Origin of the sequence: Parasphingomonas zepuensis, assembly GCF_036663735.1 — a bacterium.
In the GTDB taxonomy this organism is placed as follows: Bacteria; Pseudomonadota; Alphaproteobacteria; order Sphingomonadales; family Sphingomonadaceae; genus Sphingomonas.
Map to the genome: position 1 here is coordinate 395213 of NZ_JAXOJO010000002.1, position 14598 is coordinate 409810.

The following is a 14598-nucleotide window of genomic DNA, read 5'->3' on the forward strand; positions in this document are numbered from 1 at the left end:
CGTCAACCGGCCCGGCGGCGGGGCATATTCGAAGGAGTTGATCATGGCACTGACCGTAAAGCCCATTCTCCCGCGCTTCGGCGCTGAGGTATCCGGCGTCGACCTGAGCAAGCCGCTCGACGCGGCGACGCGCAAGGAGATCGTCGATACGATGGATAAATGGGGCATCTGCGTGTATCGCAACACCGGCCTCAACGATGAAAGCCACATCGCTTTCAGCCGTATCTTCGGCCATCTCGAGCGTGCTCCGGTCGTGAACGGCCGTCCGCGCCGCTTCACTCATGCCGAATTGTTCGATGCCGGCAATCTCACGCCGACCGGCGAGATCCTGCAGGACGAGAATCTGATCCTTCACAAGAAGGGCGATCGGCTGTGGCATACCGATTCCTCCTTCATGGAGATGCGCTCCTCCTATTCGCTGCTGCTCGCTTATGAAGTGCCGTCAAAAGGCGGCGAGACGTGGTTCGCCGACACCCGGTCTGCCTATGACGACCTGCCCGATGCGATGAAGGCGCGGATCGAAGGGCTCGAACTCGAGCACACGCTGTGGCAGTCGCGCCGGCTCGCCGGTTTCCCGCTTACGGAGGAGGAGATCGACGCCCGGCCGAAGGCACGCCAGCCGCTCGTGCTCGAACAGAAGTCGACTGGCCGCAAGGCGCTCTACATCGCCAGCCATGCGCTGGACGTGGTGGGCATGCCGCGCGACGAGGGACAGGCATTGATCCAGGAACTGCTCGCCTTCGCGACTCAGCCGGAATACACCTTCTCGGTGAAGTGGAATCCGGGCGACATGGTGATCTGGGACAATCTGACGTCGATGCATCGCGGTGGCGATTTTGACGTGCTCAACGAGCGTCGCGACATGCGCCGCACGACCGTTCGCGAAGGCGCCGCGCCGGATCATGCCGACGATCCGTTCGGCGAATATTTCCGTTCCTCGATGGGCCAGCCGGCCTGACGTGGCGGGAGATCGTCCGCGCGTCCTGGTGACGCGCACATGGCCGGAAGCGGTGGAGCGCTGCCTCGCGCAGCGCTTCGACGTTACGTTGAATGCTACCGACACGCCGCTCGACGATGCCGCGCTCATTGCCGGCATGCGGGAATATGACGCAATCTGCCCGACGATCACTGATCGGATGCACGCTGGCATCCTTGGTGTCGAAGGGCGGCGGGCTGCGATCATCGCCAGTTACGGCGTCGGTTTCGAACATATCAACGTGGCGGCCGCGACGGCCGCCGGGATCGCCGTCACCAATACGCCCGGCGTGCTGACGGACGCGACCGCCGATCTGGCGCTGACCCTGATCCTGATGACCGCGCGGCGCGCGGGCGAGGGCGAACGGGAACTCCGCGCCGGCAACTGGACCGGCTGGCGCCCGACGCACCTGCTGGGCACCAGCCTGAAGGGCAAGACTCTCGGGCTGGTCGGGTTCGGACGTATCGCCCAGGCGACGGCGGAGCGCGCGCGCCTCGGTTTCGGCATGGAGATCGCTTATTACGCGCGGCGCCCCGGCCCGGCGGACCTGACCGACCGGCTCGGCGCGCGCTTCGTACCGGATCTCGGCGATCTGCTCGGCCAGTCGGACTTCGTCTCGATCCATGTGCCCGGTGGTGCCGAGACGCGTCATCTGATCGGGGCCGAGGCGATCGCGCGCATGCCTTCGCATGCCATCCTGATCAACACCGCGCGCGGCGACGTGATTGATGAAGCCGCCCTGATCGCGGCACTTCAGGCGCGGACGATCTCGGGCGCGGGGCTCGATGTGTTCGTCGGCGAACCGAATGTGTCGCCGGCGCTGCGCGTGCTGGAGAATGCGGTGCTGTTGCCGCATCTCGGCAGCGCCACGCGCGAGACTCGCGTGGCGATGGGCATGCGCGCCTTTGCCAATCTCGAAGCGTGGTTCGAGGGCAAGCCGCCGCCGGACCGGGTGGCGTGAGCGACGCCGTCGCGGCGCTGATCGCCAGCGAGCGGCTGCCGGCGTCCTACGCCGCAGTGGTCGATCGCTGGTGGCGGCCGCTCGCGGCGACGATCGCTGGATGGCACGGCGCAGCCGGCCGCCCGTTGGTGATCGGAGTGAACGGTGCGCAGGGCAGCGGCAAATCGACGCTTTGCGCCTTTCTCGAACACGCTCTGCTGCCTGATCTTGGCTTGAGCGCGGTCACCGTGTCGCTCGACGATCTTTATCTCACGCATGACGCGCGCGCAGCGTTAGCCCGCTCTGTACACCCGCTGCTGGCAACGCGGGGCGTGCCAGGCACGCACGACGTAGTGCTTGGCTGCGCGATCCTCGATGCGTTGCGCGGTGGTGAGGGCGCGGCGTTGCCGCGTTTCAGCAAGGCGCTCGACGATCGTCTGCCGCCGGAGCAATGGACGACAGCGCCCGCCGCGCCCGATCTGATCCTGTTCGAAGGCTGGTGCATCGGCGCCCAGCCCGAAGCTGCCGACGCGCTCGTGCAGCCGGTCAACGAGCTTGAGGCCGACGAAGATCCTGACGGAATCTGGCGGAGTTATGTCAACGACCGGCTCGCGAGTGATTACGCGCAGCTGTTCGCCAGACTCGACCGCCTGGTCATGCTCAGGCCGCCGAGCTTCGACCTGGTCGTGGAGAACCGGCTGCTCCAGGAACGCAAGCTGCGCGACCGGCAGGAGCCGGGCGGGCGATCGATGAGCGATGACGCGGTTCGGCGCTTCGTCGCCCATTATGAGCGCCTTACGCGCCACATGTTCCGCACGCTGCCCGATACCGCTGACATCCTGGTCACGCTCGATGCGCGCCAGGATGTCGCTGGAATCGAAGGGCTCGCGCCACCGTCCCGCTAGCGCGGGATGACATCGCGTGGAATCGGCTTCCCTCTCCGTTCGTTTCGAGCGGGTCTAGCTAAGTCATCCCGCTCTAATTGGCCGAACCAGTGCGGATCGAACGCAATGCTAGGCGCGGAAGAACGCCAGCAGGTCAGCGTTGATGATGTCCGCATGCGTGGTCGGCATGCCGTGCGGCAAGCCCTTGTAGACTTTCAGCGTGCCCTTGGGGAGCAGCCTGGCGGCAAGCGGGGCTGAATCGGCGAACGGCACGATCTGATCGTCTTCGCTGTGCATCACCAGCACGGGCAGGGCGATTTTCTTCAGATCCTCGGTATGGTCGGTCTCCGAAAAGACCTTGATGCAGTCATAATGCGCCTTGGTGCCGCCCATCATGCTCTGGCGCCACCAATTGTCTATGACGCCCGGCGAGACCTTCGCTCCCGGCCGGTTGTAACCGTAAAATGGGCCTTCCGGGATATCGCGGTAGAATTGGGCGCGGTTCGCCATACCGGCACGGTATCCGTCGAATATCTCGATCGGTGTGCCCCCCGGATTGGCAGCGGACTTCACCATGATCGGCGGGATGGCAGAGATAATGGCCGCTTTGGCCACCAGCCCTCCGCCCCCATGTCGTGCAACATAACGGATCACCTCGCCGCCGCCGGTGGAGTGGCCGACATGGATGGCGTCGCGGATGCCGAGATGCTGTACCAGCGCGGCGCAGTCGGCGGCGTAGGTGTCCATGTCGTTGCCGAGGTCGGTCTGGGTTGAGCGCCCATGGCCGCGGCGATCATGGGCGATCACGCGATAGCCCTGCGCCAGGAAGAACAGCATCTGGCTATCCCAGTCGTCGGCGCTCAGCGGCCAGCCGTGGTGAAACACGATCGGCTGGCCCGTGCCCCAATCCTTATAGTAGATTTCCGTGCCGTCCCGGGTGGTGAAGGTGCCGCTGGCCATATCGTTGCTTCCCTTGCTTGCGTGAACAGGATCGGGCCGGGCTCCGGCCGCCGCCACCGGCCATTGGGAGAGCGCCGCGGCTGCGCCAATGCCGGCCAGCACTTGGCGGCGCGAGGTAATTCGGGACGGTTCTGAGTCGGTCATGCCGCGCTCCCCAAGCCGAGATGCTCGGCAAGGAAGGCTATGGTTCGTCCATTCGCCAACGCTGCGGCGTCAGCGTCGTAATGAGTGCCATTGTGGCGCGCGAAGGCATGATGCTGGCCGGGATAACTGTAGACCGTGGCGCTGGGCACACGCGCGAGCGCCGCCGTGATGCGTGCCCGGGCGTCGCTGTCGATATATTCGTCAGCTTCGGCGAGGTGCATCAGCAATGGGGCGGTGATGGCGGGTGCCTCGTCCAGATAGCGTTCGGTATCGCCGCCATGATAAGCGACGGCTGCGTCCACCTCGTGCCGGGCGACGGTGAGAAAGGTCATCAGGCCGCCCAGGCAGAAACCCATCACCGCCACCTTGCCATTGGCGCCCTCCAGCTGCTGCGCTGCGCGCACCGTCGCGACGATGTCGCGCACGCCGGCGTCGCGATCATAAGCGGTGTATAGGGCCAGGCCTTTGCGCCACTCCTCGTCCGACCAGCTGTTGAGATCGACGCCGCGCTCCTGCCGCCAGAACAATTCGGGCGCGATCGCGATGAAGCCGCTCCCCGCCATTTCGCGGCAGGTCTGCCGGATATCGTCATTAACGCCAAAGACTTCGTGAAGGACGATCACGACCGGTGCCGGAGTGCTGGCCGGCCTGGCGACATAAGCGGAGAATTCCCCGCCCTCAGTTTGAATGTCGATCGTATCAGGCATAGGATGCACCCCTCTGTCCGTGGGGGACAGCCTAGGAGCGGGAGGGATCACCGCACCATGGACGGATATGACAAAAGACAGGGCTGAAACTGTCATATCCCCGGCAAGCCGGATGGAGGTCGCCCTGGCGTGCGATGCCGGCACAGCGAATGGCGGGATGTACGGGCTGACCGATCTGTTCAGCTATGCCAATGATTTCGCGGCGAGGCGCGAAGCCCCGGGCGCCGGACCGCCGGTGCGCATCACGCATTGGCGCGCGGACGAGGAGCAGCCAATCGTCCGCTGCGTCTATGACAGCTTTCCGGGATCGCCCCACATGCCCGGCGTGGTGATCATTCCCAACAACCACCGCGCGATCGAGGAGCCGGATCACGACAGCCCCTTCGTCACCTGGCTGCGCGAGAAACATGCCGATGGCGCCGTGCTCGCCGCCGTCTGCGGCGGTGTCTTCCTCCTGGCGAGGACCGGCCTGCTGGCGGGGCGGCAGGCGACGACTCACTGGGCCTTCAGCGATCAGTTCTCGGCGCGGTTTCCCGACGTCCTGATGGAATCGGATCACATGGTGATCGATTATGGCGACGTGCTGACTGCCGGCGGCGCGCTGGCCTGGGCCGACCTGGGACTGCGCCTAACAGAGCGATTTCTCGGGCCGGCCGTCATGCTCGAGACGGCGCGGTACATGAATGTCGATCCGCCCGGCCGGGAGCAGCGCTTCTACAGCGGGTTCGAGCCGCGGACCAAGCATGGCGACGCCGCGATCCTGAAGGCGCAGAACTGGCTCTCCGCCCAGCGCGAACGCGCGGTGACGGTGGCCGAGATCGCCCGGCAGGCGGGCCTCGAGCCACGGACATTCCTGCGGCGGTTCGCACACGCCACCGGCATGAAGCCGAGCGAATATCAGCAGCGTCTGCGGATGACGCGCGCGCGGGAGTTGCTCGAGTTTTCACGACTGCCGGTCGATGAGATCGCGGCAAATGTCGGCTACCTCGATGCCCGCGGCTTTCGCCGGGTCTTCCGCGGCATCGTTGGCCTGACGCCGTCCGATTATCGCCGTCGTTTCTCGCGTCTGCGAGCTGAAGGAGGAGGGGTGTGATGAAGCCGTTGTCGATGAGCATGCTGTTGCTGCTGGCGGTTCCGCTGCCGGCCCCGGCGCAGAACGTCGGCGGTGCCCGCGCCGGCAATCCATTCGCCCGCTTCTTCGGAGAGTGGACGCTGAAGGGCGACCGGTTCCAGCAGGTCTGGGATGGCAAGACCGTCGAGACCCTCTCCATCCCCGGGCATCATACCAGATGCGCTGCCGTGAATACCGACCGCAGCGTCCTGTGCGTCGTCAACACCCCCGATCTGAAGGGCCACATCCTGTGGACCTATGACGATGCCCGCAAGCAGGTTCACCATTTGTCGCATTTCGGACAGGCGCGAACCGGGTCCGGAACGGGCCAGCTGAACGACCGATCCGATCTGCACCTGACGCTGCATTTCCAGGACGAACCTGAAGGAAGCTATCGCATCTACGACTATCAATGGGTGTCGAACGACGAATATGCGATGATGTCGCGCCAGTTCGACCGGCACGGCAAACCTACCGGCAACTGGTACGGCGGATCGTTTGTCCGCACGTCCACCGTTCCCTGACGCAGGACTGCGCGCCTGCGGTTCAGGCGGGCAGCCAGCTTAGCTCATCCATCGGGGTGGTGCCGATCCATCGCCGGCACAGCGACTCGATCGGCCACAGGGCGAACACGATCGCGACGATCGCGACGAAGAAACCGATCAGGAACGGCCCCGGAGCGGGATCATTCCAGGGCGAGCCGGCGATCTCCAGACTGATCCCCATGATCACGATGAAGACGGAGAGCATCACGACGGCCTCCACTGCCATGAACATCAGCAGCACGAGCAGCTTGCGCAGCGAGAATTGCGAACGGTTTTGTGCCCGCACGGTTTTGCGCCGCTCTGCGGCCTCGCGCCGTTGAACTGGCGTGAATTTGCGTTCGAACCGCCATTTGAGGACCGTGAGGACCAGGCCGACGGTGATCCCGACGATCGCGAACGCGACCGCGTCCCTGAGCGTGGTGTGGCTGTGCATGGCCGCGGCGACGATGACGACCAGCGTGCCGCCGAAGATTGCCCTGTACCTGGGCCAGCGCGTGACATTGATCTGGCCAGCGGGACCGACGGGAGTCCTGCTGGAAAGCGCGCGCGCCGGCGCGTGGATGGCCCAGATATGGGAGCGGTAGAGCAACAGGCCGATGCAGGATGCGATCAGCGTGCCGATCGCCGCGCGTGCGACGTCGCCGTCCGGGTGGAGTCGTGCTGCCAGCAACGTTGCGGCCCAGATGCCGAGCGCCAGTGCCGCCAGGTGAAGCAGCAAAGAACGCCAGCCGTCGTGCACGAACTGGTCGCGTTCCGCGACGGTAGCCGGGATCGGCGCGCCGGAGCCATCATGGCGATAGAGATAGCGGTCCCCGTCCGGAAAGAACTGGGGCGCTACACCGGCGAGGCGGTCGATAGGGCCGATCCGGGTCGGGCTGAGCGGTTCGTTGCGAGTCATGGCATCACCTCTCGATCAGGAATGGTGTGTGCTGGTCAGGGGCGAACCGCGGCGAGGCTTTCCCGGACGCGCGCGAGCGCGACTGCCTCCACATCGGTCTGTCCCATGGCGGCCCAGGAGCCCGTGACGGCGAAGCTGCAATGGCCGTGGACCGTGGCGACGAGCGATCGCGCCAGGGTGCCGATCGCCTCGTCGGGCGCCCGGCCGAGCGCGGCGGCAACCTCGCCGACCACGATCCGCATCAGCCGGCCCCGGGTCTCCTGCTGTGCCGGTGTCAGCGTCTCGGCGGCGGGACGATGATCGTAGATCGCGGCCCAGCGGCGAGGATTGTCACGCGCGAAACGGAAATAGGCTTCGACCAGCGCCGCGATCCTGTCGTGTGGATCAGGCGCGAGACTGGCTTCGAGCGCGTCGGCCCATTCGCCGAATGTCGCCGTGTTGATCGCCGTGACGAGACCATCGACATTGCCGAACACATTGTGGATCGTGCCGATGGAATAGCCGATCCGCTTCGCCACCTCGCGCGCGGAGAAGTCGGCGAATCCGACTTCGGCCATCAGCGTCTGACCCGCGTCGAGGATCAGCGTGCGCAGTTCGTCCCGGCTGTGATCGGATCGTCGGCCCATGTATTTCTCGTCTGCTTAGTGCGCTGGAACCGGCCGCCGGCGGTATGCCGACGGCCGTCCCGGGACTGATCGTGGATCAGCCGACCTGTCGGAACAACCGGCCCGTCCGCGGCGTCGCATCGCTCGCCGGGCTCAGCGCCTGCAGGCGCGTGACGATCGCGTTGCCGTTTCGTGTCAGCGTCAACAGCTGCGCTCCCACCGGGTAGCCGCCGCCGATATTGTCGGGGCCGAATTTGTAGAATTTGATGATCACCGAATTGCCTTGGGGCGTTGCGGTGCACTGAATCCGCCGGTTGGTCTGGTATCCCTGAGCTTCCAGCAGGCAGCTGGTCGATCCGTTGCCCGGCCCGACAGCCAGGGTGTACGTGACGAAGGCCGCGACGCCTTCCGACGGCGTCGATCCGCCGATCCGCCCAAGCGGCTCCTCCCACACATAGCGGCCGTACCATTCGGGCAACGGCGCAGCTGCGGCCGGTGCGAAGGGGGTGATGGCGGCCAAAGCAAGGGCCAGCGCAGCGGTGCTCTTGATCGTGTTCAACATGATGAAGTCTCCCGTTCTAGCAGGGGTGAAACGTTCGAATCGCCGCAGCGGCTCAATTGCCGTGCAGCGGCATGCGGCCGGTGATCGGCGTCACCGTGAAATCGGCGCCACCGCGCGGCGATGGCCACATGGCGATCAGGAAGCGCTGGCGGGCGGCGCAGGCGTTGACGGTCCATTCCTCGAAATGGCCGCCACGCGCGGTAGCGGGGGCGGCAGGCGCAACCGGCACATAGGTGCGCGGCAGCACCTGCATATGCGCCGAAAACACGAAGGCGCAGCCGCCGGTCGTCTTGGAATAGACTTGGATCTGGCGGAGCAGATCGACCGCCAGTTGCGGGCTGGCCAGGGTCTTGCCCGTGGTCTTGATCGGGTAAGCCGCTGCCGGCTGACTGACGAGCGCCGTCATCGCGGCGAGGGCGCTCAGAATGATGGTGGGCTTCATGGTCGTTCTCCTTTTCGGGCCACCAGCTGGCGGCCGTTCGCGGCTTACGGTGCCACCCGACCTAATTAAGCACTGTTCAATTAACATTAAATGAACAGCGCTTAATTTATTTGAGAATTCAACGGCGGGTCGGATCGAACCTCTCGTGGCGGCATCAGGTTGTTCGCTTGCGGGAACGATCGGAGCTGGCCGTGCGTCGTTACGGGGACAAAATCAGGAGAGCGACGATGGCATTTTGCAGCCAGTGCGGTTCCCAGCTTCCGGACGGAGCGCGATTCTGCCCCTCATGTGGTGTCTCGCGGGATGAGGCGATCGCGGCGCCACAGGAAGCGCAGGCCAGCGGTTACGCCCCAGCATCTCCTTCGCCCGATCATCGTGCCATACCGATCGCGCCGGCTGGCGGAGGGGCTCGCCTGATCCTGCCGCTCGTCATCATCGTGGCGGTCGTCGTGATAGGCCTGCTCCTTTGGTCAAGGCGCGATGGCACAGCCCCAGTCGCTGACAACGCGCGTCAGGCGGCCGGTTCTGCCGCACCCGTTGCGGGCGGCGACGGTGGTGCGAACGGTGCCAGCGAACGCTCAGTCGATGCCGCCCGGGCCGACGCAGACCGGCTGACCACGGGCACGCCGACCTCCACGACCGCAGCGTCGCTGGACTCGGCCTTCTTCAACGATCCGCAGGGTGCCGCGCTGCGCTATAATGGACCGGTCCGCGTGTCGGGCATCATCGCGACGATGGTGACGCCCGGATCGACCCCAGCGCTGTCGCTGGAGGGGCGCTCGCGACTGAATTACATGATCGTCAACTTCCCGAGCGGCTATCGCGAGCGGCTCGCCTTGCTGTCGAAAGGGCAGGCGATCACCGTCAATTGCGGGAGTGTCCGGGCGCTGGGTGGTACCACCATCCTCAACGATTGCGCCCTGGACTGACCGATCAGGTGCCCGATGGCCGGCCCATGGTGCAGATCGGCTCGAAGCAGCCGAGGATCAGGCGTTCCGCCGCGAACGGGATTTCGGCCGAGGTCTCTAGCACGCCGTCCTCGTGCATCCGGTCCTCCGCGTCGGCCAAGCTCTGCTTGTCGGGCCAGATCTGCCAGGTAAAAACGACCTTCTCACCTGCCCTGGCATCCACGGCTCGGCGAAAATCGGTGTTTTTGCCGAGGGGGACATTGTCCTCCCAGGATTCGACGATTTCCAGACAGCCATAGCGCTTGAAGATGCGCGCGCCGTTCTCGGCCCATTCGCGATAGGCCTCCATCTTTTCGGCGGGCACGGGGATCACGAGGCCTGCGACATACATCGTTCGGACTCCTTCTTGCCGGATACGGTCCAGCCATAATGCCGTGCCGATCGCGCGACGTACAGGCCTCCCGGGCACCAACGAAAACCGCCGCCCGGGCAAGCCCGGACGGCGGTATTTCGGTCAGCAATGAACGGCTGGATCAGCTGTTCAGATACTCGCCGGCATCCTCGTCGGTGCCGTGGCCCGAGGGCGTGACCGACGCCAGGGCATCGCTGCCCGTGTCGTCGCGCACGTCCCGCACCAGCTCAGCCGCATGTTCCTCGGCGGCCGAGTTCGGCGCGACCAGAGCCACCTCGGCGAGGCGACGCTGCTGCACGCGGAGTGCCGCATCGCGGCTGGAGGCCGCGACCCGCAGGCGGTTCATGCCCGCGCCGGTACCCGCCGGGATCAGGCGGCCGACGATGACATTCTCCTTCAGGCCGATCAGCATGTCCTGCTTGCCCTGGACTGCCGCCTCGGTGAGGACGCGGGTGGTCTCCTGGAACGACGCCGCCGAGATGAAGCTGCGGGTCTGCAGCGACGCCTTGGTGATGCCGAGCAGGACGGGCTTGCCGACTGCCTTGTTGAGCTTCTTTTCGAGCTTCGAGTTGATGTCGTCCATCTCGTCGCGATCGACCTGCTCGCCGGCCAGCAGTGTGGTGTCGCCGCCGTCGGTGATCTCGACCTTCTGCAGCATCTGGCGAACGATCACCTCGATGTGCTTGTCGTTGATCTTCACGCCCTGGAGACGATAGACCTCCTGGATTTCCGACACGAGATATTCCGCCAGTGGCTCGATGCCGAGCACTTCGAGAATGTCGTGCGGATCCGGGCTGCCGCCGATCAGGTTGTCGCCACGCTTGACGTAGTCGCCTTCCTGAACGTCGATCACCTTCGACTTCGGCACCAGATACTCCACGACCTCGCTGCCGTCCTCGGGCTGGATGCCGATCTTGCGCTTGGCCTTGTAGTCCTTGCCGAACACGACGCGGCCCGAGACCTTCGCGATGATCGCGTTTTCCTTGGGCTTGCGTGCTTCGAACAGCTCCGCGACGCGGGGCAGACCGCCGGTGATGTCACGCGTCTTCGCGGCTTCGCGAGAGACACGCGCCAGAACGTCGCCGCCCTGGACCTGCGCGCCATCCTCGACCGAGAGCGTTGCCCCCGGTGCGAGCATGTAGCGGCCGGCCTCGCCCGAACCTTCGTCGAGCAGGGTCAGGCGCGGACGCAGATCCTCCTTCGACTTGGTCGCGGCACGATATTCGATGACGACACGCTGCGAGATACCGGTTGCTTCATCGGCCTGCTCGGTGAGCGTCTTGCCCTCGATCAGATCGACATACTTCACGATGCCGGGGTTCTCGGTGATCACCGGCATGGTGAACGGATCCCATTCCGCCATCCGGTCGCCCTTGGTGACGATATGGCCGTCATCGAACAGGACATAGGCACCGTAAGGGATGCGATGCACCGCCCGCTCACGCCCATCCATGTCGACGATCGCGAGCTCGCCCGACCGGCTCAGCACGACGCGGCGGCCGCGCTGATCCATGATGATGCGAAGATCGCGATATTCCATCGTCCCGTCGGCAACCGCCTCGAGGTTCGACTGCTCGTTGAGCTGCGCCGCACCGCCGATGTGGAAGGTCCGCATCGTCAGCTGCGTGCCCGGCTCGCCGATCGACTGAGCGGCGATGACGCCGACAGCCTCGCCGATGTTCACGGGCGTACCGCGGGCGAGATCGCGCCCATAGCATTTGCCGCAGACGCCGATCTTGGTTTCGCAGACCAGCGGGCTGCGGATCTTGCAGGACTGGGTGCCGAGCGCTTCGATCTGCGTGATCATCGGCTCGTCGAGCAACGTGCCCGACGGGATGACGACTGCGTTGGTCTTCGGATCGATGATGTCCTCGGCCGTGGTGCGGCCCAGGATACGCTCGCCGAGCGAGGCGATGGTCGAGCCGCCCTGAACGATCGCGCGCATTTCCAGCGCACGCTCGGTGCCGCAATCATTCTCGATGATGACGCAATCCTGCGACACATCGACCAGACGGCGGGTCAGGTAGCCCGAGTTGGCGGTCTTCAACGCCGTATCCGCGAGACCCTTGCGGGCGCCGTGGGTGGAGTTGAAATACTCAAGGACGGTCAGGCCTTCCTTGAAGTTCGAGATGATCGGCGTTTCGATGATCTCGCCCGACGGCTTGGCCATCAGGCCGCGCATGCCGGCCAGCTGCTTGATCTGCGCCTGCGAACCGCGGGCACCGGAGTGCGCCATCATGTAGATCGAGTTGATCGGGGCTTCGCGGCCGTTGGGCAGCTTCTTCACCGACTTGATCTCGTCCATCATGGCGTTCGCCACCTGATCACCGCAACGGCTCCAGGCGTCGATCACCTTGTTGTACTTCTCCTGCTGCGTGATCAGACCGTCCTGATATTGCTGCTCGAAGTCCTTCACGAGGGCACGGGTCTCATCGACCAGCGGAACCTTCGCGTCCGGAATGATCATGTCGTCCTTGCCGAACGAGATGCCCGCCTTGAACGCGTGCTTGAAGCCGAGCGCCATGATCGCGTCGGCGAACAGCACGGTCTCCTTCTGGCCGGTGTGGCGATAGACCTCGTCGATCACGTCGCCCACGTCCTTTTTGGTGAGGAGGCGGTTGACGGTGTCGAACGGCACCTTCGAGCTTTTCGGGAGGCACTCGCCGAGCAGCATGCGGCCCGGGGTGGTCTCGTAGCGCTTGAGATACTGGTTGCCGGCCTCGTCGGTCTGCGGAACGCGGCTGATGATCTTGGTGTGGAGCGTCACCGCGCCTGCCTCGATCGCCTGATGGACCTCCGACATGTCGGAGATCATCATGCCCTGGCCGGGCTCGTCCTCTTTCATCATCGACAGATAATAGAGGCCGAGGACCATGTCCTGCGACGGCACGATGATCGGTTTGCCGTTCGCTGGCGACAGGATGTTGTTGGTCGACATCATCAGGACGCGCGCTTCCAGCTGGGCCTCGAGGCTCAGCGGGACGTGAACGGCCATCTGGTCACCGTCGAAGTCGGCGTTGAAGGCCGAGCAGACCAGCGGGTGAAGCTGGATCGCCTTGCCCTCGATCAGCACGGGCTCGAACGCCTGGATGCCGAGACGGTGAAGCGTCGGCGCGCGGTTGAGCATGACCGGGTGCTCGCGAATGACTTCGTCGAGGATGTCCCAGACTTCCTTGCGCTCCTTCTCGACCCACTTCTTGGCCTGCTTCAGGGTCATGGAGAGACCCTTGGCGTCCAGGCGGGCGTAGATGAACGGCTTGAACAGCTCGAGCGCCATCTTCTTCGGCAGGCCGCACTGGTGCAGCTTGAGCTCCGGACCGGTCACGATGACCGAGCGACCCGAATAGTCGACGCGCTTGCCGAGCAGGTTCTGACGGAAGCGGCCCTGCTTGCCCTTGAGCATGTCGGACAGCGACTTCAGCGGGCGCTTGTTGGCGCCCGTGATCGTGCGACCGCGACGGCCGTTGTCGAACAGGGCGTCGACGGCTTCCTGCAGCATGCGCTTTTCGTTGCGGACGATGATGTCCGGCGCACGCAGCTCCATCAGGCGCTTCAGGCGGTTGTTGCGGTTGATCACGCGGCGATACAGATCGTTCAGATCCGACGTCGCGAAGCGGCCGCCGTCCAGCGGCACCAGCGGGCGCAGCTCGGGCGGGATGACAGGCACGACCTCGAGGATCATCCACTCCGGGCGGTTGCCGGAATCGATGAAGCTCTCGACGACCTTCAGCCGCTTGATGATCTTCTTCGGCTTCAGCTCGGACTTGGTGACGGCCAGTTCTTCCAGCAGGTCCTTGCGCTCGCCTTCGAGATCCAGGCTCTCGAGCATGATGCGGACCGCCTCGGCGCCGATGCCGGCCGAGAACGCGTCCTCGCCATATTCATCCTGCGCGTCGAGGAGCTCGTCCTCGGTGAGGAGCTGATATTTTTCGAGCGGGGTCAGGCCCGGCTCGATCACGATGTACGCCTCGAAATACAGGACGCGCTCGAGCTGCTTCAGCTGCATGTCGAGCAGCAGGCCGATGCGCGACGGCAGCGACTTCAGGAACCAGATGTGCGCGACCGGGGCGGCCAGCTCGATATGGCCCATGCGCTCGCGGCGGACCTTCGAGACGGTGACCTCGACGCCGCACTTCTCGCAGACGATGCCCTTGTACTTCATGCGCTTGTACTTGCCGCACAGGCACTCGTAATCCTTGATCGGGCCGAAGATGCGCGCGCAGAACAGGCCGTCACGCTCCGGCTTGAACGTGCGGTAGTTGATGGTCTCCGGCTTCTTGATCTCGCCGAACGACCAGGAACGGATGCGCTCGGGGGAAGCGATGCCGATCTGGATCTGGTCGAAGGTCTCGGCCTTGGCGACCGGATTGGCGAAGTTGGTCAGTTCGTTCATGGGTTCGAACCCTTCCTTGAAATCTTGCCCCTCTCCATCGGGAGAGGGAGGGACCCAGGCTGAAAGCCCGGGAGGGTGAGGGTGACCGTTGCCGACCGATGAGCTGCTGCT

General features: G+C 64.8%; 14 protein-coding genes. 6 read left to right on the forward strand and 8 right to left on the reverse strand.

From position 1 onward, the window contains the following. The first annotated feature begins 43 nt into the window (after window positions 1–43). Genes U1769_RS08270 through U1769_RS08280 form a run of 3 tightly spaced genes read left to right on the forward strand, consistent with a single transcriptional unit; the run spans window position 44 to window position 2821 of the window. Entirely contained in the window at window positions 44–958 is a 915-nt protein-coding gene (locus tag U1769_RS08270; RefSeq protein WP_332714606.1) for a TauD/TfdA dioxygenase family protein, read from the forward strand. 1 nt (window position 959) lies between these two features. Next, on the forward strand, window positions 960–1937 hold the full coding sequence (locus tag U1769_RS08275) for a 2-hydroxyacid dehydrogenase (protein WP_332714608.1): 978 nt from the start codon (window positions 960–962) through the stop codon (window positions 1935–1937). Beyond that, complete coding sequence (locus U1769_RS08280; RefSeq protein WP_332714610.1) at window positions 1934–2821, forward strand: kinase; 888 nt, start codon at window positions 1934–1936, stop codon at window positions 2819–2821. Before U1769_RS08275 ends, U1769_RS08280 begins: the two co-directional genes overlap by 4 nt. Window positions 2822–2929: 108 nt before the next feature. Here U1769_RS08280 and U1769_RS08285 read toward each other — a convergent pair whose 3' ends face one another. Then, on the reverse strand, window positions 2930–3760 hold the full coding sequence (locus U1769_RS08285) for an alpha/beta fold hydrolase (RefSeq protein ID WP_332715758.1): 831 nt from the start codon (window positions 3758–3760) through the stop codon (window positions 2930–2932). A 140-nt stretch (window positions 3761–3900) separates the two neighbouring features. Then, window positions 3901–4611, reverse strand: coding sequence for a dienelactone hydrolase family protein (locus U1769_RS08290; RefSeq protein ID WP_332714612.1), 711 nt, complete (start codon window positions 4609–4611; stop codon window positions 3901–3903). Window positions 4612–4723: 112 nt separating this feature from the next. Between U1769_RS08290 and U1769_RS08295 the strand changes: the two genes are divergently transcribed. Beyond that, entirely contained in the window at window positions 4724–5704 is a 981-nt protein-coding gene (locus U1769_RS08295; RefSeq protein ID WP_332714614.1) for a GlxA family transcriptional regulator, read from the forward strand. Further along, window positions 5704–6246 (forward strand): hypothetical protein, encoded by a 543-nt coding sequence (locus U1769_RS08300; RefSeq protein ID WP_332714616.1) that lies wholly within the window; start codon window positions 5704–5706, stop codon window positions 6244–6246. The genes U1769_RS08295 and U1769_RS08300 overlap by 1 nt, the downstream gene beginning before the upstream one ends. 22 nt (window positions 6247–6268) lie before the next feature. Here the strand turns inward: U1769_RS08300 and U1769_RS08305 are convergent, their stop codons facing one another. The 4 genes from U1769_RS08305 to U1769_RS08320 form a co-directional block, all read right to left on the reverse strand. After that, complete coding sequence (locus U1769_RS08305) at window positions 6269–7165, reverse strand: hypothetical protein (RefSeq protein WP_332714618.1); 897 nt, start codon at window positions 7163–7165, stop codon at window positions 6269–6271. A 35-nt stretch (window positions 7166–7200) separates the two neighbouring features. Beyond that, on the reverse strand, window positions 7201–7791 hold the full coding sequence (locus tag U1769_RS08310) for a TetR/AcrR family transcriptional regulator (RefSeq protein WP_332714620.1): 591 nt from the start codon (window positions 7789–7791) through the stop codon (window positions 7201–7203). 76 nt (window positions 7792–7867) lie between these two features. After that, complete coding sequence (locus U1769_RS08315; RefSeq protein WP_332714622.1) at window positions 7868–8332, reverse strand: DUF5991 domain-containing protein; 465 nt, start codon at window positions 8330–8332, stop codon at window positions 7868–7870. Between the two features lie 52 nt (window positions 8333–8384). Continuing rightward, window positions 8385–8774 (reverse strand): hypothetical protein, encoded by a 390-nt coding sequence (locus U1769_RS08320; protein WP_332714624.1) that lies wholly within the window; start codon window positions 8772–8774, stop codon window positions 8385–8387. A gap of 227 nt (window positions 8775–9001) precedes the next feature. Between U1769_RS08320 and U1769_RS08325 the strand changes: the two genes are divergently transcribed. Further along, complete coding sequence (locus U1769_RS08325; RefSeq protein WP_332714626.1) at window positions 9002–9703, forward strand: zinc ribbon domain-containing protein; 702 nt, start codon at window positions 9002–9004, stop codon at window positions 9701–9703. A gap of 4 nt (window positions 9704–9707) precedes the next feature. Here the strand turns inward: U1769_RS08325 and U1769_RS08330 are convergent, their stop codons facing one another. After that, window positions 9708–10073 (reverse strand): DUF1428 domain-containing protein, encoded by a 366-nt coding sequence (locus U1769_RS08330; RefSeq protein ID WP_332714628.1) that lies wholly within the window; start codon window positions 10071–10073, stop codon window positions 9708–9710. A 142-nt stretch (window positions 10074–10215) separates the two neighbouring features. Further along, window positions 10216–14487 (reverse strand): DNA-directed RNA polymerase subunit beta', encoded by a 4272-nt coding sequence (gene rpoC, locus U1769_RS08335; RefSeq protein ID WP_332714631.1) that lies wholly within the window; start codon window positions 14485–14487, stop codon window positions 10216–10218. Window positions 14488–14598 lie beyond the last annotated feature (111 nt).

Coding starts and splice junctions, on each gene's coding strand:
- U1769_RS08270 (WP_332714606.1), top strand. CDS start 44: ATGGCACTGACCGTAAAGCCCATTCTCCCGCGCTTCGGCGCTGAGGTA.
- U1769_RS08285 (WP_332715758.1), bottom strand. CDS start 3,760: ATGGCCAGCGGCACCTTCACCACCCGGGACGGCACGGAAATCTACTAT.
- U1769_RS08290 (WP_332714612.1), bottom strand. CDS start 4,611: ATGCCTGATACGATCGACATTCAAACTGAGGGCGGGGAATTCTCCGCT.
- U1769_RS08295 (WP_332714614.1), top strand. CDS start 4,724: ATGGAGGTCGCCCTGGCGTGCGATGCCGGCACAGCGAATGGCGGGATG.
- U1769_RS08300 (WP_332714616.1), top strand. CDS start 5,704: ATGAAGCCGTTGTCGATGAGCATGCTGTTGCTGCTGGCGGTTCCGCTG.
- U1769_RS08305 (WP_332714618.1), bottom strand. CDS start 7,165: ATGACTCGCAACGAACCGCTCAGCCCGACCCGGATCGGCCCTATCGAC.
- U1769_RS08310 (WP_332714620.1), bottom strand. CDS start 7,791: ATGGGCCGACGATCCGATCACAGCCGGGACGAACTGCGCACGCTGATC.
- U1769_RS08315 (WP_332714622.1), bottom strand. CDS start 8,332: ATGTTGAACACGATCAAGAGCACCGCTGCGCTGGCCCTTGCTTTGGCC.
- U1769_RS08320 (WP_332714624.1), bottom strand. CDS start 8,774: ATGAAGCCCACCATCATTCTGAGCGCCCTCGCCGCGATGACGGCGCTC.
- U1769_RS08325 (WP_332714626.1), top strand. CDS start 9,002: ATGGCATTTTGCAGCCAGTGCGGTTCCCAGCTTCCGGACGGAGCGCGA.
- U1769_RS08330 (WP_332714628.1), bottom strand. CDS start 10,073: ATGTATGTCGCAGGCCTCGTGATCCCCGTGCCCGCCGAAAAGATGGAG.
- rpoC (WP_332714631.1), bottom strand. CDS start 14,487: ATGAACGAACTGACCAACTTCGCCAATCCGGTCGCCAAGGCCGAGACC.